Origin of the sequence: Clostridium sp. ATCC 25772 (genome assembly GCF_001573875.1) — a bacterium.
In the GTDB taxonomy this organism is placed as follows: Bacteria; Bacillota; Clostridia; order Clostridiales; family Clostridiaceae; genus Clostridium_J; species Clostridium_J senegalense.
In genome coordinates this window covers 40,352-62,088 of the sequence record NZ_LFRG01000020.1, presented here as the reverse complement: position 1 = coordinate 62,088, position 21,737 = coordinate 40,352, and the positions used below count along the sequence as shown (strand labels likewise).

General features: G+C 33.4%; 39 protein-coding genes. All 39 read right to left on the bottom strand.

Annotation, left to right across the window (positions count from 1 at the left end; genetic code table 11):
- Positions 1-153: 153 nt before the first annotated feature.
- The 39 genes from rpsI to tuf all read right to left on the bottom strand — a co-directional run bounded on the left by rpsI (position 154) and on the right by tuf (position 21,672).
- The gene (rpsI, locus tag AZI32_RS09560) at positions 154-546 is read right to left on the bottom strand and encodes a 30S ribosomal protein S9 (protein ID WP_010295164.1); all 393 of its coding nucleotides are present in this window, start codon (positions 544-546) and stop codon (positions 154-156) included.
- Positions 547-575: 29 nt separating this feature from the next.
- Positions 576-1,013 (bottom strand): 50S ribosomal protein L13, encoded by a 438-nt coding sequence (gene rplM / locus AZI32_RS09555; protein WP_010295165.1) that lies wholly within the window; start codon positions 1,011-1,013, stop codon positions 576-578.
- 187 nt (positions 1,014-1,200) lie between these two features.
- Positions 1,201-1,935, bottom strand: coding sequence for a tRNA pseudouridine(38-40) synthase TruA (gene truA, locus AZI32_RS09550; RefSeq protein WP_061995614.1), 735 nt, complete (start codon positions 1,933-1,935; stop codon positions 1,201-1,203).
- 11 nt (positions 1,936-1,946) lie between these two features.
- Complete coding sequence (locus AZI32_RS09545) at positions 1,947-2,750, bottom strand: energy-coupling factor transporter transmembrane component T (RefSeq protein ID WP_061995613.1); 804 nt, start codon at positions 2,748-2,750, stop codon at positions 1,947-1,949.
- Positions 2,751-2,793: 43 nt separating this feature from the next.
- Positions 2,794-3,645, bottom strand: a complete 852-nt coding sequence (locus AZI32_RS09540) for an energy-coupling factor transporter ATPase (RefSeq protein ID WP_061995612.1) — start codon at positions 3,643-3,645, stop codon at positions 2,794-2,796.
- The gene (locus AZI32_RS09535) at positions 3,630-4,514 is read right to left on the bottom strand and encodes an energy-coupling factor transporter ATPase (RefSeq protein ID WP_061995611.1); all 885 of its coding nucleotides are present in this window, start codon (positions 4,512-4,514) and stop codon (positions 3,630-3,632) included. Before AZI32_RS09535 ends, AZI32_RS09540 begins: the two co-directional genes overlap by 16 nt.
- A gap of 84 nt (positions 4,515-4,598) precedes the next feature.
- The gene (gene rplQ, locus AZI32_RS09530) at positions 4,599-4,940 is read right to left on the bottom strand and encodes a 50S ribosomal protein L17 (protein ID WP_010295172.1); all 342 of its coding nucleotides are present in this window, start codon (positions 4,938-4,940) and stop codon (positions 4,599-4,601) included.
- A gap of 12 nt (positions 4,941-4,952) precedes the next feature.
- The gene (locus AZI32_RS09525) at positions 4,953-5,900 is read right to left on the bottom strand and encodes a DNA-directed RNA polymerase subunit alpha (RefSeq protein WP_061995610.1); all 948 of its coding nucleotides are present in this window, start codon (positions 5,898-5,900) and stop codon (positions 4,953-4,955) included.
- A gap of 67 nt (positions 5,901-5,967) precedes the next feature.
- Positions 5,968-6,588, bottom strand: coding sequence for a 30S ribosomal protein S4 (gene rpsD, locus AZI32_RS09520; protein WP_010295177.1), 621 nt, complete (start codon positions 6,586-6,588; stop codon positions 5,968-5,970).
- 17 nt (positions 6,589-6,605) lie between these two features.
- Positions 6,606-6,998: a 30S ribosomal protein S11 gene (rpsK, locus tag AZI32_RS09515; RefSeq protein WP_010295178.1), complete on the bottom strand. Its 393-nt coding sequence runs from the start codon at positions 6,996-6,998 to the stop codon at positions 6,606-6,608.
- 15 nt (positions 6,999-7,013) lie between these two features.
- A complete protein-coding gene (rpsM, locus tag AZI32_RS09510) occupies positions 7,014-7,382 on the bottom strand; it encodes a 30S ribosomal protein S13 (RefSeq protein WP_061995609.1) in 369 nt (122 codons plus the stop codon).
- Between the two features lie 44 nt (positions 7,383-7,426).
- Positions 7,427-7,540: a 50S ribosomal protein L36 gene (rpmJ, locus tag AZI32_RS09505; protein ID WP_003373491.1), complete on the bottom strand. Its 114-nt coding sequence runs from the start codon at positions 7,538-7,540 to the stop codon at positions 7,427-7,429.
- Between the two features lie 15 nt (positions 7,541-7,555).
- Complete coding sequence (infA, locus tag AZI32_RS09500) at positions 7,556-7,774, bottom strand: translation initiation factor IF-1 (protein WP_010295286.1); 219 nt, start codon at positions 7,772-7,774, stop codon at positions 7,556-7,558.
- A 7-nt stretch (positions 7,775-7,781) separates the two neighbouring features.
- Entirely contained in the window at positions 7,782-8,051 is a 270-nt protein-coding gene (locus tag AZI32_RS09495; protein WP_061995608.1) for a KOW domain-containing RNA-binding protein, read from the bottom strand.
- A 13-nt stretch (positions 8,052-8,064) separates the two neighbouring features.
- Positions 8,065-8,811 (bottom strand): type I methionyl aminopeptidase, encoded by a 747-nt coding sequence (gene map / locus AZI32_RS09490; protein ID WP_061995607.1) that lies wholly within the window; start codon positions 8,809-8,811, stop codon positions 8,065-8,067.
- Complete coding sequence (locus tag AZI32_RS09485) at positions 8,798-9,460, bottom strand: adenylate kinase (protein WP_061995606.1); 663 nt, start codon at positions 9,458-9,460, stop codon at positions 8,798-8,800. Before AZI32_RS09485 ends, map begins: the two co-directional genes overlap by 14 nt.
- A gap of 23 nt (positions 9,461-9,483) precedes the next feature.
- Positions 9,484-10,755 (bottom strand): preprotein translocase subunit SecY, encoded by a 1,272-nt coding sequence (gene secY, locus AZI32_RS09480; RefSeq protein ID WP_061995605.1) that lies wholly within the window; start codon positions 10,753-10,755, stop codon positions 9,484-9,486.
- Positions 10,756-11,196 carry a 50S ribosomal protein L15 gene (gene rplO / locus AZI32_RS09475; RefSeq protein WP_061995604.1) on the bottom strand — a complete coding sequence of 147 codons (441 nt, stop codon included), beginning with the start codon at positions 11,194-11,196 and terminating at the stop codon, positions 10,756-10,758.
- Between the two features lie 19 nt (positions 11,197-11,215).
- Positions 11,216-11,395: a 50S ribosomal protein L30 gene (gene rpmD / locus AZI32_RS09470; RefSeq protein WP_061995603.1), complete on the bottom strand. Its 180-nt coding sequence runs from the start codon at positions 11,393-11,395 to the stop codon at positions 11,216-11,218.
- A gap of 13 nt (positions 11,396-11,408) precedes the next feature.
- Positions 11,409-11,906, bottom strand: coding sequence for a 30S ribosomal protein S5 (gene rpsE / locus AZI32_RS09465; protein ID WP_061995602.1), 498 nt, complete (start codon positions 11,904-11,906; stop codon positions 11,409-11,411).
- A 23-nt stretch (positions 11,907-11,929) separates the two neighbouring features.
- Positions 11,930-12,292 carry a 50S ribosomal protein L18 gene (gene rplR / locus AZI32_RS09460; RefSeq protein ID WP_061995601.1) on the bottom strand — a complete coding sequence of 121 codons (363 nt, stop codon included), beginning with the start codon at positions 12,290-12,292 and terminating at the stop codon, positions 11,930-11,932.
- Between the two features lie 22 nt (positions 12,293-12,314).
- The gene (rplF, locus tag AZI32_RS09455; protein WP_061995600.1) at positions 12,315-12,854 is read right to left on the bottom strand and encodes a 50S ribosomal protein L6; all 540 of its coding nucleotides are present in this window, start codon (positions 12,852-12,854) and stop codon (positions 12,315-12,317) included.
- Between the two features lie 22 nt (positions 12,855-12,876).
- Positions 12,877-13,275, bottom strand: a complete 399-nt coding sequence (gene rpsH / locus AZI32_RS09450; protein WP_010295309.1) for a 30S ribosomal protein S8 — start codon at positions 13,273-13,275, stop codon at positions 12,877-12,879.
- 32 nt (positions 13,276-13,307) lie between these two features.
- On the bottom strand, positions 13,308-13,493 hold the full coding sequence (locus AZI32_RS09445; protein WP_010295312.1) for a type Z 30S ribosomal protein S14: 186 nt from the start codon (positions 13,491-13,493) through the stop codon (positions 13,308-13,310).
- Between the two features lie 15 nt (positions 13,494-13,508).
- Positions 13,509-14,051 carry a 50S ribosomal protein L5 gene (rplE, locus tag AZI32_RS09440; RefSeq protein WP_061995599.1) on the bottom strand — a complete coding sequence of 181 codons (543 nt, stop codon included), beginning with the start codon at positions 14,049-14,051 and terminating at the stop codon, positions 13,509-13,511.
- A 22-nt stretch (positions 14,052-14,073) separates the two neighbouring features.
- The gene (gene rplX, locus AZI32_RS09435; protein WP_157450882.1) at positions 14,074-14,391 is read right to left on the bottom strand and encodes a 50S ribosomal protein L24; all 318 of its coding nucleotides are present in this window, start codon (positions 14,389-14,391) and stop codon (positions 14,074-14,076) included.
- 10 nt (positions 14,392-14,401) lie between these two features.
- Positions 14,402-14,770 (bottom strand): 50S ribosomal protein L14, encoded by a 369-nt coding sequence (gene rplN / locus AZI32_RS09430; protein ID WP_061995597.1) that lies wholly within the window; start codon positions 14,768-14,770, stop codon positions 14,402-14,404.
- Positions 14,771-14,793: 23 nt separating this feature from the next.
- Positions 14,794-15,048 (bottom strand): 30S ribosomal protein S17, encoded by a 255-nt coding sequence (rpsQ, locus tag AZI32_RS09425; protein WP_010295321.1) that lies wholly within the window; start codon positions 15,046-15,048, stop codon positions 14,794-14,796.
- Positions 15,049-15,077: 29 nt separating this feature from the next.
- On the bottom strand, positions 15,078-15,290 hold the full coding sequence (gene rpmC, locus AZI32_RS09420) for a 50S ribosomal protein L29 (protein ID WP_010295324.1): 213 nt from the start codon (positions 15,288-15,290) through the stop codon (positions 15,078-15,080).
- On the bottom strand, positions 15,280-15,723 hold the full coding sequence (gene rplP / locus AZI32_RS09415; RefSeq protein ID WP_010295326.1) for a 50S ribosomal protein L16: 444 nt from the start codon (positions 15,721-15,723) through the stop codon (positions 15,280-15,282). Before rplP ends, rpmC begins: the two co-directional genes overlap by 11 nt.
- A 26-nt stretch (positions 15,724-15,749) precedes the next feature.
- Positions 15,750-16,415, bottom strand: a complete 666-nt coding sequence (gene rpsC / locus AZI32_RS09410; RefSeq protein WP_061995596.1) for a 30S ribosomal protein S3 — start codon at positions 16,413-16,415, stop codon at positions 15,750-15,752.
- Positions 16,416-16,431: 16 nt separating this feature from the next.
- Positions 16,432-16,767, bottom strand: a complete 336-nt coding sequence (rplV, locus tag AZI32_RS09405) for a 50S ribosomal protein L22 (protein ID WP_061995595.1) — start codon at positions 16,765-16,767, stop codon at positions 16,432-16,434.
- Between the two features lie 22 nt (positions 16,768-16,789).
- Positions 16,790-17,071, bottom strand: a complete 282-nt coding sequence (rpsS, locus tag AZI32_RS09400; RefSeq protein WP_061995594.1) for a 30S ribosomal protein S19 — start codon at positions 17,069-17,071, stop codon at positions 16,790-16,792.
- Positions 17,072-17,129: 58 nt separating this feature from the next.
- Positions 17,130-17,963, bottom strand: coding sequence for a 50S ribosomal protein L2 (gene rplB, locus AZI32_RS09395; RefSeq protein WP_061995593.1), 834 nt, complete (start codon positions 17,961-17,963; stop codon positions 17,130-17,132).
- A 56-nt stretch (positions 17,964-18,019) separates the two neighbouring features.
- On the bottom strand, positions 18,020-18,316 hold the full coding sequence (gene rplW / locus AZI32_RS09390; RefSeq protein ID WP_061995592.1) for a 50S ribosomal protein L23: 297 nt from the start codon (positions 18,314-18,316) through the stop codon (positions 18,020-18,022).
- Complete coding sequence (gene rplD, locus AZI32_RS09385) at positions 18,316-18,936, bottom strand: 50S ribosomal protein L4 (RefSeq protein ID WP_061995591.1); 621 nt, start codon at positions 18,934-18,936, stop codon at positions 18,316-18,318. Before rplD ends, rplW begins: the two co-directional genes overlap by 1 nt.
- A 17-nt stretch (positions 18,937-18,953) precedes the next feature.
- Positions 18,954-19,583, bottom strand: a complete 630-nt coding sequence (gene rplC / locus AZI32_RS09380; RefSeq protein WP_061995590.1) for a 50S ribosomal protein L3 — start codon at positions 19,581-19,583, stop codon at positions 18,954-18,956.
- Between the two features lie 108 nt (positions 19,584-19,691).
- Positions 19,692-20,000 carry a 30S ribosomal protein S10 gene (gene rpsJ, locus AZI32_RS09375; protein ID WP_061995589.1) on the bottom strand — a complete coding sequence of 103 codons (309 nt, stop codon included), beginning with the start codon at positions 19,998-20,000 and terminating at the stop codon, positions 19,692-19,694.
- A gap of 478 nt (positions 20,001-20,478) precedes the next feature.
- Entirely contained in the window at positions 20,479-21,672 is a 1,194-nt protein-coding gene (gene tuf / locus AZI32_RS09370) for an elongation factor Tu (protein WP_061995578.1), read from the bottom strand.
- Positions 21,673-21,737 lie beyond the last annotated feature (65 nt).

The window sequence follows — 21,737 nt, the reverse complement described above, 5'->3', positions numbered from 1 at the left end:
AGGCTATACACTTACCACTACTAGGTCGTGTTAGGGACTTTCACCCTTAAGATTACGCCCATGCTGGGCGCACATAAAAAATGCATATGCCAAAGGCATATGCACTTAATATGTATTCCAAAGTAAAAACTTGAAAAATACGTTTTTGAAATATTATCTTTTTGAGAACTGAGAAGCTCTTCTTGCTTTTTTAAGACCGTATTTCTTTCTTTCTTTCATTCTTGGGTCTCTTGTTAAGAAACCAGCTTTTTTAAGTTCTGGTCTTAAGTTTTCGTCAGCTTTTAATAAGGCTCTAGATATTCCATGTCTTATTGCTCCTGCTTGACCAGTGTATCCACCACCGTGAACGTTAACTAAAACGTCGAATTTTTCTTTAGTTCCAGTTAATACTAATGGTTGATTAACTATAACTCTTAAAGTTTCTAATCCAAAGAAATTTTCTATTTCTCTGTTATTTATTACAACTCTACCTTCTCCAGGTACAAGTCTTACTCTAGCAACTGATTGTTTTCTTCTTCCTGTTCCGAAATATTGAACTTTTGCCATTTTAAATCCTCCTTCCAAACTCTATCTAATTATTTTCTTACTAACTCTAAAACTTCTGGGTTTTGAGCATGATTATTGTGTTCTGTTCCTCTGTATACTGTTAATTTTTTAAGCATTTTTCTTCCTAAAATTCCGCTTGGAAGCATTCTTCTTACTGCTTCTTCAAATACGAATTCTGGTTTTTTAGCTAATGCTTCTCTGTATGGAGTCTCTTTTAATCCACCTGGATATAGAGAGTGATGTCTTAACATTTTTTGATCTAATTTCTTTCCTGTTAAAACAATTTTCTCTGCATTAATAACTACAACGTAATCTCCTGTGTCTACGTGTGGAGTAAATTCTGGTTTGTTTTTTCCTCTTAATACTGAAGCTATTTGGCTAGCAGCTCTTCCTAAAGGCATTCCTGCCACGTCTACTACATACCATTTTTTTTGAACTTCATTTGGTTTTGCTAAGTATGATTTCATTTCTTTTTCCCTCCCTGAATTTTTAACAATCTTAATTCTATGCTAAAGACCCGGGGCTAGTGGATCTTATACACAATTTTTTATTATAACAAACAAAAATATTATAATACAATTTGCCACGCGTGTCAATTATTTAAAAAATTATTACATTACTAAAATTGTAGTAAATATGCCTATTTTAGTAATACTAATAATATACTTCTTCTAAACACAGCCCTTGAGGTGGCATAGATTTTCCGGCATTAGTTCTTTCCTTTGAATCTATTATATTTTTGATGCTTTCTGGATTAATTTTTCCTATACCCACATCAATAAGGGTACCTACTATTATTCTTACCATATTATATAAAAAACCATCAGCACTTACAAATATTTTTACATAGTTTCCTGTTTTCTCTACATAAAGCTCACTTATAGTCCTCACAGAGGTTTTAACTGAACTTCCTTTGTTTTTAAATGCTGAAAAGTCATGAGTACCTATAAAGTATTTACAAGCTTCATTCATTTTTCCTATATCTAAATTGTATTTACATTGGCATACATAATTTCTATCTATTGTTGCCTTCATGGGTCTTTCAAGTATAGTATAACTATACTTCTTTCCCCTGCAACTGTATCTAGAATGAAATTCTTCTGGCACTTCTTCAGATTTTAAGACAGCAATATCATCTGGTAATTTTACATTTAGTGCATCTTTAAACTTTTCACTAGGTATAGAACTGTTTGTAACAAAATTGCATACATATCCTCTAGAATGCACTCCACTATCTGTCCTACTACACCCAGTTATCTCTATTGCTTCTTTTGTTAAATTAGAAATTACACTCTCTACAGTACCTTGTAATGTAACCTTAGTCTTTTGTTTTTGCCATCCGAAATAGTTTGTTCCATCATATTCTAGTGTTAACTTTATATTTCTCATATTAAATTCCTTTAAAAATAAAATCTTGTTCCAAATATCAATATCGTAAATATAGCAAAGTTCACAAATGCTATAGTATCTTTTTTAGTCATTTTTAATACTTTCATTCTAGTTCTACCATCTCCACCTCTATAGCATCTTGCTTCCATTGCCATAGCTAGGTCTTCCGCTCTTCTAAATGAACTTATGAATAATGGTACTAATAATGGCACTAAACTTTTAGCCCTGTTTATAAGATTTCCGCTTTCAAAATCGGCACCTCTTGCCATCTGAGCCTTCATTATCTTATCAGTCTCATCCATAAGCGTAGGTATAAATCTAAGTGCTATAGTCATCATCATAGCTAATTCATGAGCTGGTACTCCTATTTTCTTAAATGGATTAAGTAGTCTCTCTATTCCATCCGTTAATTCTATAGGGGATGTTGTTAATGTTAATAACGATGTACCTGCTATTAAAAATGTAAGCCTTATTATCATAAAGGCAGCAAGCACCAATCCTTCTTTATATATTTTCAAAAATCCTAATTGATAAACTAATGTTTCTCCCTTTGTGAAAAATATATTGAATACTGCTGTTATTAACATCAATATAAATATGGGTTTCAATCCCTTATATATATATCTAAATGGTACCTTTGATACATATATGCATAACATTAAAAATAAAAAGACTACAACATATCCTTGCACATTAGTTGCTAAAAATAAAACTATTATAAATAATAATGATATTAATATTTTTGTTCTTGGATCAAGCTTGTGTATAAATGATTCACCAATAATATATTGGCCTATTGTAATATCCTTGATCATATAAACTCCTCCAAAATAGAAACCTATAAATAAATTAAATACTTTAAGATTTTAAAACTCTAAGTATTTCTTCCGTAGCTTCCTTTAAGGTAAATATATCTTCTGATATGTCCAATCCTTTTTTTCTAAGTTCTTTTACTAAATAAGTAACTTGTGGTACTGCTAGGCCTACTCTCTCTAACGTTTCAACATCTTTAAATATTACTTTAGGTGTTCCATCTAAAATGCATTTTCCACCTTCCATAACTAATATTCTATCTGCTACCTTAGCTACATCTTCCATGCTATGTGAAACTAGGATTATAGTCATATTATATTCTCTATGTAATAGTTCTATTTTTCCTAATATTTCATCTCTTCCCTTTGGATCAAGTCCCGCAGTAGGTTCATCTAAGATTAACACCTTAGGCTCCATTGCAACAACACCTGCTATTGCAACTCTTCTTTTTTGACCTCCGCTTAACTCAAAAGGAGACTTATCTTTATATAGCTCATAATCTAATCCTACTATATTCATAGCTCTTTTCACTCTATCTGAAACTTCCGCTTCTGATAAACCTAAATTTTTAGGTCCAAAAGCTATATCTTTTTCAATTGTCTCTTCAAACAATTGATACTCTGCATATTGAAATACTAGGCCTACTCTTTTTCTTATTTCAGTAAGCTTTATATTTTTTGAAGTAATATCTATGTCGTCTACTATTATTTTTCCTGAAGACGGTTTTAAGAGTCCATTAATATGCTGAATTAAAGTTGATTTTCCTGATCCTGTATGCCCTATTAAAGCTAAAAACTCACCATCATTTATCTCTAATGAAACATTATCTAATGCTTTTTTTTCAAAAGGTGATTTTGCCATATATATATGTGTTAAATTTTCTATTTTAATTGACATAATTCATTCACCATCTCATCTATAGTTAATATTCCTCTATTTAAGCTTATTCCACTTTTACTAAGTTCATAAGCAAGTTCTGTCATCTGAGGTACGTCAAGTCCTAAGCTTTTCATAGTGTCAACTTCTTTGAATACTTCCTTTGGAGTCCCTTCAATAATTACTTTTCCTGAATCCATAACATAAATTTTGTCTGCATCAACTGCTTCTTCCATATAATGAGTAATAAGCACTACAGTTATACCAGACTCCTTATTTAACTCTTTAATAGTCTTTATGACTTCTTTTCTTCCTGAAGGATCTAACATAGCAGTTGGCTCATCTAAGACTATACACTCAGGTCTCATAGCAAGTATGCCTGCTATTGCAACTCTTTGTTTCTGTCCTCCTGATAGTAAATGTGGACCATGCTGTTTATATTCATACATATTAACCCTTTTTAAAGATTCATCAACTCTTCTTCTTATTTCTGCTGAATCTACTCCTAAATTTTCTGGTCCAAAAGCAACATCTTCTTCTACTATTGTAGCAACAATTTGGTTGTCTGGATTTTGAAAAACCATCCCAGCTTTTTTTCTTACTTCCCAAAGATTTTCTTCTTTTGAGGTATCCAATCCACCTACAAAAATTTTACCTTTACTTGGTAGTAATAATCCATTTATATGCTTTGCAAAAGTAGATTTACCAGATCCATTATGGCCTAAAACAACTACAAAATCACCTTTGTTTATAGTTATATTAACACCATCTAGTGCAATTTTTTCTTTACCATCTTCATTTGATTCATATTTAAAGAATAAATTTTCACTTATAATTTCAACTTTTGTATCGTTTTTAACACCTTGAGGGGCATTTTTGGTAAGTTCCATATTTCATCCCTCCACAGCTGGAAAATTTATATTTTTATAATAAAATGGGGACTAAGCTAGGCATACTTAATCCCCTGGAATATATTATACTAATTCTAATATAACAACTTCTGCTCCGTCGCCTCTTCTTGGACCTACTTTCATTATTCTAGTATATCCACCATTTCTCTCAGCGTATTTTGGAGCTATGTTATCGAATAAATTCTTAACAACTTCCTCTTCTGTAACGAATGCAAGAACCTGTCTTCTAGCATGTAAATCTCCTCTTTTAGCAAGAGTTATCATTTTTTCAGCTAGTCTCTTAGTTTCTTTAGCTCTAGTTTCTGTAGTTTCTATTTTTCCGTGCTTTAAGAAGCTAGTAACAAGATTTCTAAGCATTGCCATTCTTTGATCAGTTGGACGTCCTAACTTACGTTGTTGTGCCATCGCTATCCCTCCTTACTCTTCGTTTGGTTTAAATGATAATCCTAAGGCTTCTAGTTTTTGTTCAACCTCTTCAAGAGATTTCTTTCCTAGGTTTCTAACCTTCATCATATCATCCATTGATCTTTCTGTTAATTCTTGAACAGTATTTATACCAGCTCTTTTTAAGCAGTTAAAGCTTCTAACAGATAAATCAAGTTCCTCTATCGTCATTTCTAATACTTTTTCTTTCTTATCTTCTTCTTTTTCAACCATTATTTCAACATTATCAGCATGATCTGTTAATGTCATAAATAGTTTAAAGTGTTCTATAAGAATTTTTGCTGATAAACCAATTGCTTCATCAGGTCTAATTGTTCCATTAGTCCATATTTCAATTGTTAATTTATCATAATCTGTTATTTGGCCTACTCTTGTATTTTCAACAGTAAAGTTAACTCTTTTAACTGGAGTATAAATTGAATCTACAGGTATAGTAGCTATTGGTTTGTCTTCAGTTTTATTTTTGTTCTGAGAAACATAACCTCTACCTCTGCTAACGTTAAGTTCCATAAATAACTTACCATCATCATCTAGTGTTGCTATATGATGATCTTTATTTATAACTTCAACGTCTCCATCAGTTTTTATATCTGCTCCTGTAACCTCTCCAGGTCCAACAGCATCTATATATACAGTTTTAGCTCCTTCACCATTCATCTTTAATGCTAATCCTTTTATGTTAAGAATTAACTCAGATACATCTTCTTTAACTCCATTTATAGTTGAAAATTCATGAAGTACACCGTCTATTTTTATTGAATTTGCAGCAACTCCAGGTAATGAAGAAAGAAGTATTCTTCTTAAAGCATTACCTAAAGTTATTCCATAACCTCTCTCTAATGGTTCAATGACAAATTTTCCATATGTACCATTTTCAGTGGTTTCTACACATTCTATTTTTGGCTTTTCTATTTCTAACATATATATAACCCTCCTTCTTTATTAAATGGGCGTTCTATTTTGAGGGCAACTGATTTTATATTATTGACTATTTGCTGTATAACTCAACTATTAATGTTTCATTTACTGGAACATCTATATCTTCTCTAGTTGGTAAAGATACAACTTTAGCAGCAAAAGCTTCTTGATCAGCCTCTAACCATTTTGGTAAAGTTTTTGGGTTTTCATTGAAAACTTTAAACTTCTCAGTAGCTTTGCTCTTATCACATACTGTGATTACGTCATTTATTTTAACGCTATAAGATGCGATGTCAACTTTCTTTCCGTTTATTAGGAAATGTCCGTGAGTAACTAATTGTCTAGCTTCTGCTCTAGAAGCACCGTATCCTAATCTGTATATTACATTGTCAAGTCTTATTTCAAGAAGTCTTAATAAGTTTTCACCTGTTATACCTCTTTGTTTTTCAGCCTTGTCATAGTATTTTCTAAATTGTTTTTCAAGAACTCCGTAGATTCTTCTTGCTTTTTGTTTTTCTCTTAATTGTAATCCATAGTTAGAAATCTTTTTTCTTCCTTGACCGTGTTGTCCTGGTGCGTAACTTCTTCTAGCGAATGCGCATTTCTCAGTAAAACATCTGTCACCTTTTAGATTAAGCTTTAAACCTTCTCTTCTGCAAAGTTTGCAAGTAGCTTCAGTATATCTAGCCATTTTTACACCTCCTATTACTAAACTCTTCTTCTTTTTGGTGGTCTACATCCATTATGTGGAATTGGAGTTACATCTTTTATTAAAGTAACTTCTAATCCAGCAGCTTGTAGAGATCTTATAGCAGCTTCTCTTCCTGCTCCTGGTCCTTTAACGTAAACTTCTACACTTTTTAATCCATGTTCCATTGCTGCTTTAGCTGCAGTTTCTGCTGCCATTTGAGCTGCAAATGGTGTGCTTTTTCTTGATCCTCTAAATCCTAATCCACCAGCACTTGCCCATGACAATGCGTTTCCAGCTGCATCAGTAAGTGTAACGATGGAATTGTTGAAAGTAGATTTGATATGTGCTGCACCATGCTCAACATTTTTTCTTTCTTTTCTTCTTCTACTTCTTTTAACTTTTTGAGCCATTTTATTCCCTCCTTACTATTTCTTCTTTCCTGCCATTGTCTTTTTAGGACCTTTTCTAGTTCTAGCATTAGTCTTAGTTTTTTGTCCTCTTACAGGAAGTCCTCTTCTATGTCTGATTCCTCTGTAACAACCGATTTCCATTAATCTTTTTATGTCAAGAGCAACTGTTCTTCTTAGGTCACCTTCAACTAATATGTTTTTATTTATATATTCTCTTAAAGCATTAACTTCATCTTCAGTTAAATCTTTAACTCTTGTATTTGGGTTTACTTTTGTAGCTTCAAGTATTTCATGTGATTTTGGTAGTCCTATACCAAATATATAAGTTAGACCTATCTCAACTCTTTTTTCTCTTGGTAGGTCAATACCTGCTATTCTTGCCATCTACGATCTACACCTCCTAAGTATTTATATAATACATAAGGCTATTAGCCTTGTTTTTGTTTATGTTTAGGATTTTCACAGATAACCATTACTCTTCCTTTTCTTTTTATAACTTTACATTTTTCACATATAGGTTTAACTGACGGTCTTACTTTCATAGCTAACCCTCCTTATTACTTATCTCTCCAAGTTATTCTCCCACGAGTCAAATCATATGGAGAAAGCTCTACTGTAACTTTATCGCCTGGTAATATCCTGATAAAATTCATTCTTAATTTACCTGATATATGTGCCATTATTTTATGTCCGCTTTCAAGTTCTACTTGAAACATAGCATTTGGTAGTGCTTCTAAAACAACACCTTGCATTTCAATTATATCATCTTTTGACATAAGGTAATCATACCTCCTCAACTTGCAAAAACTTTCTAATCATAGAATTGCTTACCTTTTTATTGTTAGTAATTAACTCTTTGATATCCTGTGCTATTATGTCTGTAAAAATTAAATGTTTAATTTTCTTCTTCTTTGGTTTTTCTATTCTTCTTAAATCACCATCTGAAATATAGACATAATCTTCATTTAGTATTCCTACTATTATAAAATATCTATTACGGTCTCTACCTGATTTCGAATGTACTACCTTACCTAAAAGGCTATTATCATCCAATCTTTTCACCTCATTAGCTTAAAGTTAGTATTTCAGGACCACTATTTAATACTGCTAAAGTATTTTCATAGTGTGCAGATAGTGTACCATCACTAGTAACAACTGTCCATCCGTCCGAATTTACTTTTACATTACATTTACCAATGTTTATCATAGGTTCAATTGCTAGAACCATCCCATGTTTTAGCTTAGGACCTCTACCAGCAGTGCCGTAATTAGGAACTTGCGGATCTTCATGCATTGATCTTCCAATTCCATGTCCTACAAAATCCCTAACCACAGAATATCCAAAGCTTTCGGCATGTTTTTGAACAGCTGCTGAAATATCAGTTAATCTGTTTTCAACCACTGCATTTTCCATACCCTTAAAGAAACATTCTTTTGTAACTTTAATTAACTGCTCTGCTTCTTTAGATATATTCCCTACTGGAAAAGTTCTAGCTGCATCACCATGAAATCCATTAAGAATTGCTCCACAATCTACACTAATAATGTCACCATCTTCTAAAATCCTATTTTTAGGAATTCCATGTATAACTTCATTATTAACTGATGCGCAGATTGAAGCCGGAAAACCGCCATATCCTTTAAAGGATGGCTTGGCGCCCTGTTTTAGTATGAACTCTTCAGCTAATTTATCTATTTCTGCAGTTGTTATGCCTGGCTTTATCACCGACTCAATTTTAGCAAGTGTGTCAGCAACTACTTTACCTGCATTTCTCATATATTCAATTTCCATATCACTTTTAATTATTATCACTATTTATCGCTCCTAAGACACCACAAATGTCCTTAAAAACATCATCAATAGATTGAGTTCCGTCTACTGTAGATAGTAATCCTTGATTCTTATAGTATTCTATAAGTGGTTGGGTTTGTGTCTCATATACATCTAAACGATCTTTTACTGTAGATTCAGTATCATCCGCTCTTTGTATTACAACACTGCCACAAATGTCGCATTTTCCTTCAACCTTAGTTGGATTAAATCTAACATGGTAACTTGCTCCACAATCTGGGCAAACTCTTCTACCAGTCATCCTATCTATAATAAATTCTTTTTGAACGTCTATTAATAAAGCTGTATCAAGTTTTTCTCCTTTTTCATTTAAGAAATTTTTCAGAGCTTCAGCTTGACTTACAGTTCTTGGATAGCCATCAAGTAAGAATCCATTTTTACAGTCTTCATGCTCTAATCTATCTTGTACTATATCTATGGTTAACTTGTCAGGTACTAATTGTCCCTTATCAATATAACTCTTAGCTTCGATTCCTAGCGGAGTCTTTTCAGAAATGTTCTTTCTAAAAATATCTCCTGTTGATATGTGCGGTATGGAGTATTTATTACTAATTGATTTAGCTTGTGTTCCTTTTCCGGCTCCCGGAGGACCTAATAAGATGATTTTCACTAGCATCAACTCCAAAATTTTTATTATTTAAGGAACCCTTGGTAATGTCTCATAACTAGTTGTGATTCTAATTGTTTCATAGTATCTAACGCTACTCCTACAATAATCAATAAACTAGTACCTCCAAAAGCAATTCCTTTAAAATTACTATAAGCTTCTACAACTATAGGGAATATCGCAATAATAGATGCAAATACACCACCCATTATAGAAACTTTTGTTAAAACACTTTCTAAGAAAACTTCAGTTGGTTTTCCTGGTCTTATACCTGGTACAAAGCCTGATGATTTATGCATATTCTCAGCCATTTCATCTGGTTTAAATGTAACTATTGTATAGAACCATGAGAAGAATAGTATTAAAACAAGGTAAGTAATTATATATTTTAAAGAACCACTTTTAAATATACTCCAAGGACTTTCCATTATAAACTTTGCAAACGCTGATGTTGGCCAAATTTTTGCTATTGTTTCAGGGAATTGCATCACTGACATAGCAAATATTATCGCCATAACGCCTGCTGAATTTAAGCTGAAAGGAATATGTGTTGATTGTCCTTTAAACACTTTATTTCCTACAGCTTTTCCTGCATATTGTACAGGAACTCTTCTTTCTGCTAAGTTAATTATAATAACTGCCAGTAATAAAACTAAAGCTACTAATACAAATATTATAACCTCTACTAAACTAACTTCGCCTGCTTGACGTAATCCAGCGACTTTGTAAATAGTTGTTGGTATTGTTGAAATGATGTTTACAAATATTATAACCGATACACCACTACCAATACCATAAACTTGAATTTGTTCTCCTAGCCAAACTAACAAGCTTGATCCAGCTGTCATTGTTAAAACTATAATAAATAGTTCCATGTATCCAGTACTCTTCAATGTTCCATTTATTAACATGTACATCGCTATTCCTTGAAATACGGCAAATACAACTGCTGCTAATCTTGTGTAATTTTGAATTTTTTGTCTTCCTTCTTGGCCTTCTTTCGAAAGTTGCTCCAAGGTCGGAACTGCTATTGTAAGTAGTTGAATTACGATTGATGCGTTTATGTAAGGCGTAACACCCATAGCAAATATACTAAATTTACTTAAAGCACCACCGGACAACATGTCATAAAAGGTGAATAGTGTTCCTGAACTACTTAAGCTAGCTAATTTACTAGCATCCACTCCAGGAACTGGAATAAATATTCCTAATCTAAATATCACCACTATGAACAAGGTAAATAGCATTCTTTTTCTAAGCTCTGGAACTTTCCAAGCATTTCGTAGGGTTGATAACATCTATATCACCTCAACTTTTCCTCCAGCGGCTTCTATTTTTTCAACAGCACCTTTAGATATTTTTTGAGCTTTTACAGTTAAGCTTTTCTCTAAATTACCGTTTCCTAATATTTTAACACCATCATAAAGTTTTTTAACGATTCCTTTTTCCATTAACACTTCTGGTGTTATTTCTGTACCATTTTCAAATATGTTTAGTCTTTCAACATTTATGCAAGCATATTCTTTTGCAAATATGTTTGTGAATCCTCTTTTTGGTAATCTTCTGTATAAAGGCATTTGTCCGCCCTCAAATCCAGGTCTTACTCCACCGCCTGATCTTGAGTTTTGTCCGTTTTGTCCCTTACCAGCTGTTTTACCTAATCCTGAACCAGTACCTCTTCCAACTCTTTTAGCTGCTTTCTTAGCACCTGCTGCAGGTCTTAACTCATGAAGTTTCATAGTCTACACCTCCTTATTATTAAGCTTCTTCAACTTTTAGTAGGTAATTAACTTTATTTACCATACCTTTGATTTGAGGAGTTTCCTCGTGCTCTACAGTTTTGCCGATTTTCTTTAATCCTAATGCATTAACTGTAGCTATATGATCTTTTTTTCTGCCTATTAAGCTTTTTGTTAAAGTTATTTTAATTTTAGCCAAGGTATTTCCCCTCCTATCCTAAAATTTCCTCAACAGTTTTGCCTCTTAACTTCGCAACTTGTTCTGCTGTTCTTAAGTTAGCTAATCCGTTGATAGTAGCATTTACCATGTTTCTTGGGTTGTTAGATCCTAAAGATTTAGCTCTAACGTCTTTTAATCCTGCAAGCTCAAGTACTGCTCTTGCTGGACCCCCAGCAATAACTCCTGTACCTTCTGCAGCTGGCATTATGTGCACTTTTCCAGTACCGAATTTTCCATCTATAGTATGAGGAACAGTAGTTCCATCTAATTCAACTTTTACAAGGTTCTTTTTAGCGTCTTCAATACCTTTTCTGATAGCTTCTGGTATTTCTATTGATTTACCAGTTCCAACGCCAACGTGTCCGTTTTCATCTCCAACAACTACTAAAGCGCTGAATCTGAAGTTTCTTCCACCTTTAACAACCTTAGCAACTCTATTTATATCAACAACTTTTTCTTTAAGATCTAGTGTGCTAGGATCTATTTTCATGAATTTCCCTCCTTTTTTTTAGATTAGAATTTAAGACCTGCTTCTCTTGCGCCTTCTGCAAGCATTTGTATTCTTCCGTGATATACGAATCCACCTCTGTCGAATACAACTTCTTCAATTCCTTTTTCTAAAGCTTTCTTAGCTACTAATTCTCCAACAACTTTTGCAGCATCTTTATTGCTTCCAGCTTTTAAAGTAAAATCTTTCTCTAAGCTTGAAGCTGAAACTAAAGTTTTGCCAGTTACGTCATCGATTATTTGAGCGTATATGTTCTTTGAACTTCTGTAAACAGCTAATCTTGGTCTTTCAGTTGTTCCAGATATTTTTTTACGAACTCTTAAGTGACGAGCTTCTCTTGATAGCTTTCTGTCAACTTTCTTGAACATTGCATTCACTCCTTCCTAATTATTATTTACCAGTCTTACCTTCTTTACGTCTGATAACTTCATTAGTATATTTAATTCCTTTTCCTTTGTAAGGTTCAGGTTTTCTCCAAGATCTTATGTCAGCAGCAACAGCTCCAACTAATTCTTTATTAATACCTTTAACGTTTATAGTATTAGCATCTGGAGTTTCAAATGTTATTCCTTCAACTGCATCTATTTCAACTGGATGTGAGAATCCAAGGTTTAATACTAATTTATTTCCTTTTACTGTAGCTCTGTAACCTACTCCAACTAATTGAAGAGTTTTAGTATAACCATTAGCTACTCCTATTACCATGTTATTTATTAACGCTCTTGTTAATCCGTGAAGAGCTCTGTGTTGTTTTACATCACTTGGTCTTGTAATAACTATTGAATTTTCCTCTATAGCTATATTCATATCTTTACACATTGCTTTAGTTAACTCGCCTTTTGGGCCTTTAGCTGTAACAACGTTCTCTGGTGATACTGTAACTGTTACACCATTTGGTATAGCTATTGGAAGTCTTCCTATTCTTGACATAATTGCACCTCCTGTTCTTAAACTACCAGATATAGCAGATTACTTCTCCACCTAATCCTAAATTTCTAGCTTCTTTATCAGTTACTATTCCTTTTGATGTAGATATTACTGCTACACCTAATCCATTTAATACTTTTGGAATATCCTCATGTCCAGTATACACTCTTAAACCAGGTTTAGATATTCTTTTTAGTCCTGTTATTACTCTTTCTTTGTTTTGACCATATTTCATTGTAAGTCTTAACATTTTTACAGAACCGTCTTGGTACTCTTCTATATTTTTAAGATATCCTTCTTGAAGCATTATATTTGCAATCGCCTTCTTGATGTTTGAAGAAGGAACCTCTAATATTTCATGTCTAACAACATTTGCATTTCTTATACGTGTTAGCAAATCTGCGATAGGGTCAGTCATAACCATTTATTGTGCCTCCTTTCATATAATGAATTATATTACCAACTTGCCTTCTTACATCCAGGAATTTGTCCCTTGTATGCAAGTTCTCTGAAACAGATACGGCAAATACCGAATTTCTTTAATACAGAATGTGGTCTTCCACAAAGTCTGCATCTTGTGTAAGCTCTAGTTGAATACTTCGGCTCTTTTTTCCATTTTTCTATTAAAGCTTTACGTGCCACGTTATTCCCTCCTTATTATTGAGCAAATGGCATTCCAAGGAATCTTAATAATTCTCTTGCTTCCTCGTCTGTCTTTGCAGTAGTAACGAATATTATATCCATACCTCTAACTTTATCAATTTTATCATATTCTACTTCAGGGAATATTAATTGTTCTTTTATTCCTAATGCATAGTTACCTCTTCCATCAAAAGATTTTGAAGGAACTCCTCTGAAGTCTCTAACTCTAGGTAAAGTAACATTAATTAATTTATCTGCAAATTCGTACATTTTTTCTCTTCTTAATGTAACTTTGCAACCTATTGGCATGTTCTCTCTTATTTTAAAGTTAGCTACAGACTTTTTAGCTTTAGTCAAAATTGCTTTTTGGCCAGTTATTAGCTCCATATCAGCAACAGCTGACTCTAAAACTTTAGAGTTGTCTTTCGCTTCTCCAATTCCCATGTTTAATACTATTTTTTCAAGTTTTGGTACTTCCATGATGTTTTTATATCCGAATTTCTCCATCATAGCTTGAACTACTTCTTTATTATATCTTTCTTGTAGTCTTGCAACCATTAGTTATACCTCCTTTCACGAATTAAAATGTTTCTCCGCACTTTTTGCACACTCTAACTTTTGTGCCATCCTCTAATATTTTATTGCTTATTCTAGTAACAGATTTACATTTGTTGCAATATAACATAACTTTAGAGCTGTTTATAGCTCCTTCTCTGTGAACTATTCCGCCTTGCATATTTTCTCTGCTTGGCTTTTGATGTTTAGTCACAACGTTAACGTCTTTTACTACAACTTTTCCTGTTTTAGGATAAACCGCTAAAACTTCGCCGATTTTTTCCTTATCTTTACCAGACATAACCATTACAGTATCTTTTTTTCTAACGTGTACTTTCATTATAGCTACCTCCTTATAGAACTTCAGGTGCTAATGATAATATTTTGTTGAATTCTTTATCTCTTAGCTCCCTAGCAACAGGTCCGAAGATACGAGTTCCTTTTGGATTTTTATCTTCTTTTATTATAACAGCTGCATTTTCATCAAATTTAATATATGAACCGTCTGCTCTTCTTAGACCTTTTACAGATCTAACAATAACCGCTTTAATAACTTCACCTTTTTTAACAACTCCACCTGGTGTTGCACTTTTAACGCTAGCAACGATTATATCTCCGATGTTTCCCCATTTTCTTTTAGAACCACCTAATACTCTTATACACATTATTTCTTTAGCACCAGAGTTATCTGCCACTTTTAATAATGTTTGTTGTTGTATCATTAAAAATACCTCCTTTCAGTTAACTATTTAGCTCTTTCTGTAATTTCAACAAGTCTCCATCTTTTATCTTTTGATAATGGTCTTGTTTCCATTATTGAAACTCTATCATTAATTCTTGCATCATTATTTTCATCATGAACTTTAAATTTAGTAGTTGTGTTAACTGTTTTTCCGTATAATGGATGTCTTACCTTTGTCTCAACTGCAACAACGATTGTCTTATCCATCTTATCAGAAACAACTTTTCCTATTCTTGTTTTTCTAATTCCTCTTTCCACAAGATAAACCTCCTTTCAGTATAACTATATTACTGTTCAAAAGCCCTTAATTCTTCTTCTCTAAGGATGGTTTTAATTTGGGCTATAGATTTTTTAACCTTTTTTATTCTCATTGGGTTCTCTAACTGTCCTGTAGCTAACTGAAATCTTAGGTTAAATAATTCTGCTTTTAAATCATTTAATTTAACTTGTAAATCTTGAGGAGTACTTTGTCTCAACTCTTTTAATTCATTAGCCTTCATTGTTTTCACCACCCATTTCCTCAAAATCTTTTCTTGTTACAAACTTAGTTTTAACTGGAAGTTTGTGTGATGCTAATCTCATTGCTTCTCTAGCAGCTTCTTCTGAAACTCCAGATATTTCAAATAACACTCTGCCTGGTTTAACTACTGCTACCCAGTATTCTGGTGAACCTTTACCAGATCCCATACGTGTTTCAGCTGGTTTCTCAGTAACTGGTTTGTCAGGGAAGATTTTTATCCAAACCTTTCCTCCTCTTCTTACGTATCTATTGATAGCTATTCTGGCAGACTCGATTTGGTTACTTGTTATCCAACCGCACTCAGTTGCTTGCAAAGCATAATCTCCGTAAGCGATAAAGTTACCTCTTGTAGCTTTACCTTTCATTCTACCACGTTGCACCTTACGATGTTTAACTCTTTTAGGCATTAACATGTCATATTCCTCCTTCCTGAACGTTATTAAGCGTTAACTTCTTCCTTCTCTACTTTCTTTGTTGGAAGAACTTCTCCTCTATATACCCAAACTTTAACTCCAATTTTTCCGTAGATTGTATCTGCTTCAGCAAATCCATAATCTATGTCAGCTCTTAAAGTTTGTAGTGGAATTGTACCTTCATGATATTGCTCTGTTCTAGCTATATCTGCTCCACCAAGTCTTCCTGAACAAGATGTTTTAACACCTTTAACGCCTGTTTTCATAGCTCTTTGAATTGTTTGTTTCATAGCTCTTCTAAAAGATATTCTCTTTTCTAGTTGAGCTGCTATATTTTCAGCCATTAATTGAGAATTGTTATCTGGTCTTTTAACTTCAACTATATTTATTAATAAAGTATTTGTTGAAACTATATTTTTTAAATCTTTCTTTAATTTCTCTATACCTTGACCGCCTTTTCCTATAACCATTCCTGGTTTAGCAGTATGTATATTTAATTTAACTCTTTTTGCTGCTCTTTCAATCTCTATTTTAGCGATTCCAGCACTAAAAAGTTTCTTTTTAAGATATTCTCTTATTGCATTGTCTTCAACTAAGTTATCTGCGAACTTTGTTCCTTCAGCGTACCACTTAGCATCCCACTCTTTAATTACACCAACTCTTAGGCCGTGTGGATGTACTTTTTGTCCCACTATATATCCCTCCTTCTTACTCTCTTTCTTTAACTACTAGAGTTATATGGCTAGTTTTCTTGTTTATTCTGAAAGCTCTACCTTGAGCGTGTGGTCTGAATCTCTTTAATGTTGGACCTTGACCAGTGTGAGCATTAGCAACATATAATCTACTTCTATCTAAACTTAAGTTATTTTCTGCATTAGCAACTGCTGATTTTAAAACTTTGTTTATTACTTCAGCTGCATCTTTTGGAGTATATTGTAATATAGCAAAAGCTTCGTTTACATCTTTTCCTCTTATTAAATCAAGAACTATACCAATTTTCATTGGAGACATTCTTACATATTTAGCTATAGCTTTAGCTTCCATTGATGTGTCCTCCTTTCCAAAACTATCTTACTTTGCTTGATTTTGATTTGTCAATGTGACCTTTGAAAGTTCTTGTTAAAGCGAATTCTCCTAATTTATGTCCTACCATATCTTCCTGAACATATACTGGAACATGCTTTCTTCCGTCATGAACTGCAATAGTGTGACCTATCATTTGTGGGAAGATTGTTGAACTTCTTGACCAAGTTTTTACAACTTTCTTTTCCCCATTTTGGTTCATTTCTTCAATTTTCTTTAACAGTGACTCTTTTATAAAAGGTCCTTTTTTAATTGATCTGCCCATTTATAAAGTCCTCCCTTCATATGAGTAGTTTAGAAGAGAATATTCTATTCTCTTCCTATTACTTGCTATTTCTTCTCTTAACAATAAACTTATCAGAGTATTTTTTAGTTTTTCTTGTTTTATATCCAAGAGCTGGTTTACCCCATGGTGTCATTGGACTTGCGTGTCCGACAGGTGCTTTACCTTCTCCACCTCCGTGAGGGTGGTCATTAGGGTTCATTACAGAACCTCTAACTGTAGGTCTTATGCCCATGTGTCTCTTTCTTCCAGCTTTACCTATTTTAACTATTTCATGTGTTAAGTTAGAAACAGTTCCTATAGTTGCTCTACAGTTGATTCTTACATATCTAACTTCTCCACTTGGTAGTCTTACTTGAGCATATTCTCCTTCTTTAGCCATTAATTGCGCTGAAGAACCTGCTGATCTAACAAGTTGAGCTCCTTTTCCTGGTTGTAATTCTACATTGTGAATTACTGTACCTACTGGGATGTTAGATATTGGTAATGTGTTACCTGGTTTTATATCTGCTTCTGGACCTGATACTATTACATCTCCAACTTTTAAACCAACTGGAGCAATTATGTATCTCTTATCTCCATCTGCATATACAACTAATGCAATGTAAGCTGATCTATTTGGATCATACTCAACTGTTGCAACCTTTGCAGTAATGTTGTCTTTATTTCTTTTAAAGTCAATTATTCTATATTTTTGTTTCGCTCCACCACCGTGGTGACGAACAGTTATTTTACCTTGTGCGTTTCTACCACCAGTTTTTTTCTTGCTTACAAGAAGAGATTTCTCTGGCACATTTGTAGTTATTTCTTCAAATGTAGCCATTGTCATATTTCTTCTTGAAGGAGTGGTAGGTCTAAATTTTTTAACTGCCATTAGGTTTCCCTCCTTCTTTATCGCTTATCTGGCATCATGCCAATAAATGCTTCTAATTACATTCCTTCAAAAAATTCTATAGTTTTACTATCTTCAGTTAATGTTATTACTGCTTTTTTGAAGTCAGCTCTTTTACCAACATGTACTCCAACTCTTTTAATTTTTCCTAAGTTTCTCATTGTAGCAACATTTTCAACTTTAACTCCAGCAAAAACATCTTCTATAGCTTTTTTGATTTGGAATTTGTTTGCGTGTATGTCAACGATGAAAGTGTATTTTCTGTCAGCCATTGCTGCCATACTTTTTTCAGTTATAACAGGTTTTCTTATTATATCATGGCTAGTCATTTTCATTATGCATACACCTCCTCAATCTTAGATACAGCTTCTTTAGTTACCATGAACTTTTCGTATTTTAATATATCATATACGTTTAAGTTGTTTACTGGTAAAACTGCTACTCCTGGTATATTTCTAGCTGATTTATAAACATTTTCGTTTGATTCAGCTACAACAATTAAAGTTTTTTTAGCTTCAAAAGCATTTAAAACGTTAATCATTTCTTTAGTTTTTGGTGCTTCAAACTCTAAGCTTTCTATTACTATCATTTCATTTTCAGCAACTTTTGAAGTTAAAGCTGATTTCATAGCTGTTCTTCTCATGCTTTTTGGAATAGAAACTCTGTAGTCTCTTGGTTTTGGTGCAAATACTATACCACCATGTATCCATTGTGGAGCTCTTATAGAACCTTGTCTTGCTCTACCAGTTCCTTTTTGTCTCCAAGGTTTTATTCCTCCGCCTCTAACTTCTGCTCTAGTTTTAGCGCTTTGAGTTCCTTGTCTTTTATTAGCTAATTGAGCTAATACAACTTGGTGCATACTTTCTGTGCTTATTTCAGCTCCGAATATGCTCTCGTTTAATTGGATATCTCCAACTTCTTTTCCTTCTTTATTAAAAACTTTTATTGTAGGCATTCTGCATCCTCCTTTCCTTAAGCTTTAACAGCGTCTCTTATTACTACAAGACCTTTGTTTGGTCCTGGTATTCCACCTTTTATAAGGATTATGTTTTTCTCAGGTATTACTCTTACTATTTCTAAGTTTAATACTGTAGTATTAACATTTCCCATATGTCCAGGCATTTTTTTGTTTTTGAAAGTTCTTGAAGGGTCTGATGATGCTCCCATAGAACCTACTGCTCTGTGGAATTTAGATCCGTGGCTCATTGGTCCTCTGTGGAAGTTCCATCTTTTAATTACGCCTTGGAATCCCTTACCTTTAGATATTCCAGAAACATCGATTTTGTCTCCAGCTGCAAATGTATCAGCTTTTATTTCAGCTCCAACTTCTATGTTGCTCATATCTTCTAGTCTGAACTCTTTTATATGTCTTTTAACAGCAACTCCAGCCTTTTCGAATTGTCCTTTTGTTGGCTTGTTAACTAATTTTTCTCTTATATCTCCGAAAGCAACTTTAACTGCCTCATATCCGTCAGTTTCAACTGTTTTCTTTTGAATTACTACGCATGGACCAGCTTCTACAACTGTTACTGGAACTACTTTTTTATTTTCATCAAATATTTGAGTCATTCCTAATTTTTTACCCATTATAGCTTTTTTCATTATTAATACACCTCCTACTTATTAGCGGACCACCTTAGTGATCATAATAGTTAGTAATAGCAATCTATTACCCGTACCTATGGAAGTTACCATATATGTACGCCTATATTATAGTTTTATTTCTATATCTACGCCTGCTGGTAAATCTAATCTCATTAAGGCATCAACAGTTTTTGGTGATGGACTTAATATGTCGATTAATCTCTTGTGAGTTCTTATTTCGAACTGCTCTCTAGAGTCTTTATATTTGTGAACTGCTCTTAAAACTGTTATAATATCTTTTTCTGTTGGTAGAGGTACTGGACCTGCTACTTTTGCTCCAGTTGATTTTGCAGTTTCAACTATTTTTTCAGCAGATTGATCTAATATTGTATGATCAAACGCCTTAAGTCTAATTCTTATTTTTTGTTTTGACATTATATTCCCTCCTTTTCATCGCACGCTGGTACTTCTTACGTGCAACAGCGGATGTTCTGTAAACTGTTCCAGGTGTTTCATTATACAATTCAACGCAGAACAACAGACCCCGTCGCCTAATTCAAGATTAGGCATGCTCGGTTAAGAATTCCCCGGAAGTCCGGCAACCTCTTACTTCAACGCTGTTACCACTTTGCAACTTCTACATTATATCGCATTTCATGTTCTTTGACAAGTATTTTTTTAATTTTATTTTTTACTAATAAAAAAAAATTTTTTTACTTTTTTAACTATTTTAAATATTTTTTTATTAACTTGCTTTTTTCTTTTTATATTTCATAATTATATTAATTAAGGAGAAGGGCGTCCCCTTCTCCTTAAAACCTAGGTATTTTTATTTTGTGCACATTTTAGTAAAATTTACTATTAAGTCTATCTTCATAATCAATTATTATTGATTAATTAGTTTCATTTATTATTACTTAACTATTGAAGTAACAACTCCTGATCCTACAGTTCTTCCACCTTCTCTGATCGCGAATCTTAATCCCTCGTCCATTGCTACTTGAGTTATTAATTCAACGTTCATGTCGATGTGATCTCCTGGCATTACCATTTCCATTCCGTCTGGTAATTTGATTGATCCTGTTACATCAGTTGTTCTGAAGTAAAATTGTGGTCTGTATCCATCGAAGAATGGTGTATGTCTTCCGCCTTCTTCTTTTTTAAGTACATATACTTGACCTACGAATTTTTTGTGTGGATTTACTGTTCCTGGTTGAGTTAATACTTGACCTCTTTGGATGTCAGTTCTTTGTATTCCTCTTAATAAAGCTCCGATGTTATCTCCTGCTTCTGCTTGATCTAGAAGTTTTCTGAACATCTCAACTCCTGTACATACAGTTTTTCTTTTCTCTTCGCTTAATCCTACTACTTCAACTTCGTCTCCAACTTTAAGAATTCCAGCTTCAACTCTTCCTGTTGCTACTGTTCCTCTTCCTGTTATTGTGAATACGTCCTCTACTGGCATTAAGAATGCTTTATCTGTAGCTCTTTCTGGTGTTGGAATGTATTCATCTACGTGTCCCATTAATTCCATGATGCATGCTGTTGCTGCTTCATCTGTTGGGTTTTCTAATGCTTTTAATGCTGATCCTGTTACTACTGGAATATCATCTCCTGGGAAGTCATATTCGCTTAATAGCTCTCTGATTTCCATTTCAACTAATTCTAATAATTCTGGATCATCTACCATATCTGCTTTGTTTAAGAATACTACTATGTATTGTACTCCAACTCTTGATGCTAGTAGTATGTGCTCTCTTGTTTGTGGCATTGGACCATCTGCTGCTGATACAACTAAGATAGCTCCATCCATTTGTGCTGCTCCTGTGATCATGTTCTTAACATAGTCAGCATGTCCTGGACAGTCAACGTGTGCATAGTGTCTTGCATCTGTTTCATACTCAACGTGTGCTGTGTTGATTGTGATTCCTCTTTCTTTTTCTTCTGGTGCTTTATCTATTTCGTCATATTTAAATGCCTCTGCGAATCCTCTGTTTGCTAATACTGTTGTGATTGCAGCTGTTAATGTTGTTTTACCGTGGTCAACGTGTCCTATAGTTCCTATGTTAACGTGCGGTTTACTTCTTTCAAATTTTGCTTTTGCCATTTATAATTCCTCCTTAATTAAATCCATTAAGTTTAACATTTTAAAAATGTATTAATTTCGATCGA

Excerpts from the sequence above, each read along its gene's own strand:
- rplE (WP_061995599.1), bottom strand. The coding sequence starts at position 14,051 with ATGGTTGCAAGACTACAAGAAAGATATAATAAAGAAGTAGTTCAAGCT.
- rpsM (WP_061995609.1), bottom strand. The coding sequence starts at position 7,382 with ATGGCAAGAATAGCAGGTATTGACCTACCAAGAGAAAAAAGAGTTGAG.
- truA (WP_061995614.1), bottom strand. The coding sequence starts at position 1,935 with ATGAGAAATATAAAGTTAACACTAGAATATGATGGAACAAACTATTTC.
- rplP (WP_010295326.1), bottom strand. The coding sequence starts at position 15,723 with ATGTTAATGCCTAAAAGAGTTAAACATCGTAAGGTGCAACGTGGTAGA.
- rpsJ (WP_061995589.1), bottom strand. The coding sequence starts at position 20,000 with ATGTCAAAACAAAAAATAAGAATTAGACTTAAGGCGTTTGATCATACA.
- rplR (WP_061995601.1), bottom strand. The coding sequence starts at position 12,292 with ATGTTCAAGAAAGTTGACAGAAAGCTATCAAGAGAAGCTCGTCACTTA.
- rplO (WP_061995604.1), bottom strand. The coding sequence starts at position 11,196 with ATGAAACTTCATGAGTTAAGACCTGCAGCAGGTGCTAAGAAAGCAGCT.
- rpmJ (WP_003373491.1), bottom strand. The coding sequence starts at position 7,540 with ATGAAAGTAAGACCGTCAGTTAAACCTATATGTGAAAAATGTAAAGTT.
- secY (WP_061995605.1), bottom strand. The coding sequence starts at position 10,755 with ATGTTATCAACCCTACGAAATGCTTGGAAAGTTCCAGAGCTTAGAAAA.
- rplD (WP_061995591.1), bottom strand. The coding sequence starts at position 18,936 with ATGCCTACAATAAAAGTTTTTAATAAAGAAGGAAAAGAAGTTGGAGAT.
- rplF (WP_061995600.1), bottom strand. The coding sequence starts at position 12,854 with ATGTCAAGAATAGGAAGACTTCCAATAGCTATACCAAATGGTGTAACA.
- rplN (WP_061995597.1), bottom strand. The coding sequence starts at position 14,770 with ATGATACAACAACAAACATTATTAAAAGTGGCAGATAACTCTGGTGCT.
- AZI32_RS09535 (WP_061995611.1), bottom strand. The coding sequence starts at position 4,514 with ATGGAACTTACCAAAAATGCCCCTCAAGGTGTTAAAAACGATACAAAA.
- infA (WP_010295286.1), bottom strand. The coding sequence starts at position 7,774 with ATGTCAAAAGATGATATAATTGAAATGCAAGGTGTTGTTTTAGAAGCA.
- rpsD (WP_010295177.1), bottom strand. The coding sequence starts at position 6,588 with ATGGCTAGATATACTGAAGCTACTTGCAAACTTTGCAGAAGAGAAGGT.
- rpsI (WP_010295164.1), bottom strand. The coding sequence starts at position 546 with ATGGCAAAAGTTCAATATTTCGGAACAGGAAGAAGAAAACAATCAGTT.
- rpmC (WP_010295324.1), bottom strand. The coding sequence starts at position 15,290 with ATGAAGGCTAATGAATTAAAAGAGTTGAGACAAAGTACTCCTCAAGAT.
- rpsK (WP_010295178.1), bottom strand. The coding sequence starts at position 6,998 with ATGGCTCAAAAAGTTAAAAGAAGTAGAAGAAGAAAAGAAAGAAAAAAT.
- rpsH (WP_010295309.1), bottom strand. The coding sequence starts at position 13,275 with ATGGTTATGACTGACCCTATCGCAGATTTGCTAACACGTATAAGAAAT.
- AZI32_RS09540 (WP_061995612.1), bottom strand. The coding sequence starts at position 3,645 with ATGTCAATTAAAATAGAAAATTTAACACATATATATATGGCAAAATCA.
- rplW (WP_061995592.1), bottom strand. The coding sequence starts at position 18,316 with ATGAAAATGACTAGCCATGATATAATAAGAAAACCTGTTATAACTGAA.
- rplC (WP_061995590.1), bottom strand. The coding sequence starts at position 19,583 with ATGAAAAAAGCTATAATGGGTAAAAAATTAGGAATGACTCAAATATTT.
- tuf (WP_061995578.1), bottom strand. The coding sequence starts at position 21,672 with ATGGCAAAAGCAAAATTTGAAAGAAGTAAACCGCACGTTAACATAGGA.
- AZI32_RS09545 (WP_061995613.1), bottom strand. The coding sequence starts at position 2,750 with ATGATCAAGGATATTACAATAGGCCAATATATTATTGGTGAATCATTT.
- rplQ (WP_010295172.1), bottom strand. The coding sequence starts at position 4,940 with ATGGCACAACAACGTAAGTTAGGACGTCCAACTGATCAAAGAATGGCA.
- rpsE (WP_061995602.1), bottom strand. The coding sequence starts at position 11,906 with ATGAAAATAGATCCTAGCACACTAGATCTTAAAGAAAAAGTTGTTGAT.
- rplB (WP_061995593.1), bottom strand. The coding sequence starts at position 17,963 with ATGGCAGTTAAAAAATTTAGACCTACCACTCCTTCAAGAAGAAATATG.
- AZI32_RS09525 (WP_061995610.1), bottom strand. The coding sequence starts at position 5,900 with ATGTTAGAAATAGAAAAGCCAAAAATAGAATGTGTAGAAACCACTGAA.
- rplM (WP_010295165.1), bottom strand. The coding sequence starts at position 1,013 with ATGAAATCATACTTAGCAAAACCAAATGAAGTTCAAAAAAAATGGTAT.
- rpsS (WP_061995594.1), bottom strand. The coding sequence starts at position 17,071 with ATGGGCAGATCAATTAAAAAAGGACCTTTTATAAAAGAGTCACTGTTA.
- rplV (WP_061995595.1), bottom strand. The coding sequence starts at position 16,767 with ATGGAAGCTAAAGCTATAGCTAAATATGTAAGAATGTCTCCAATGAAA.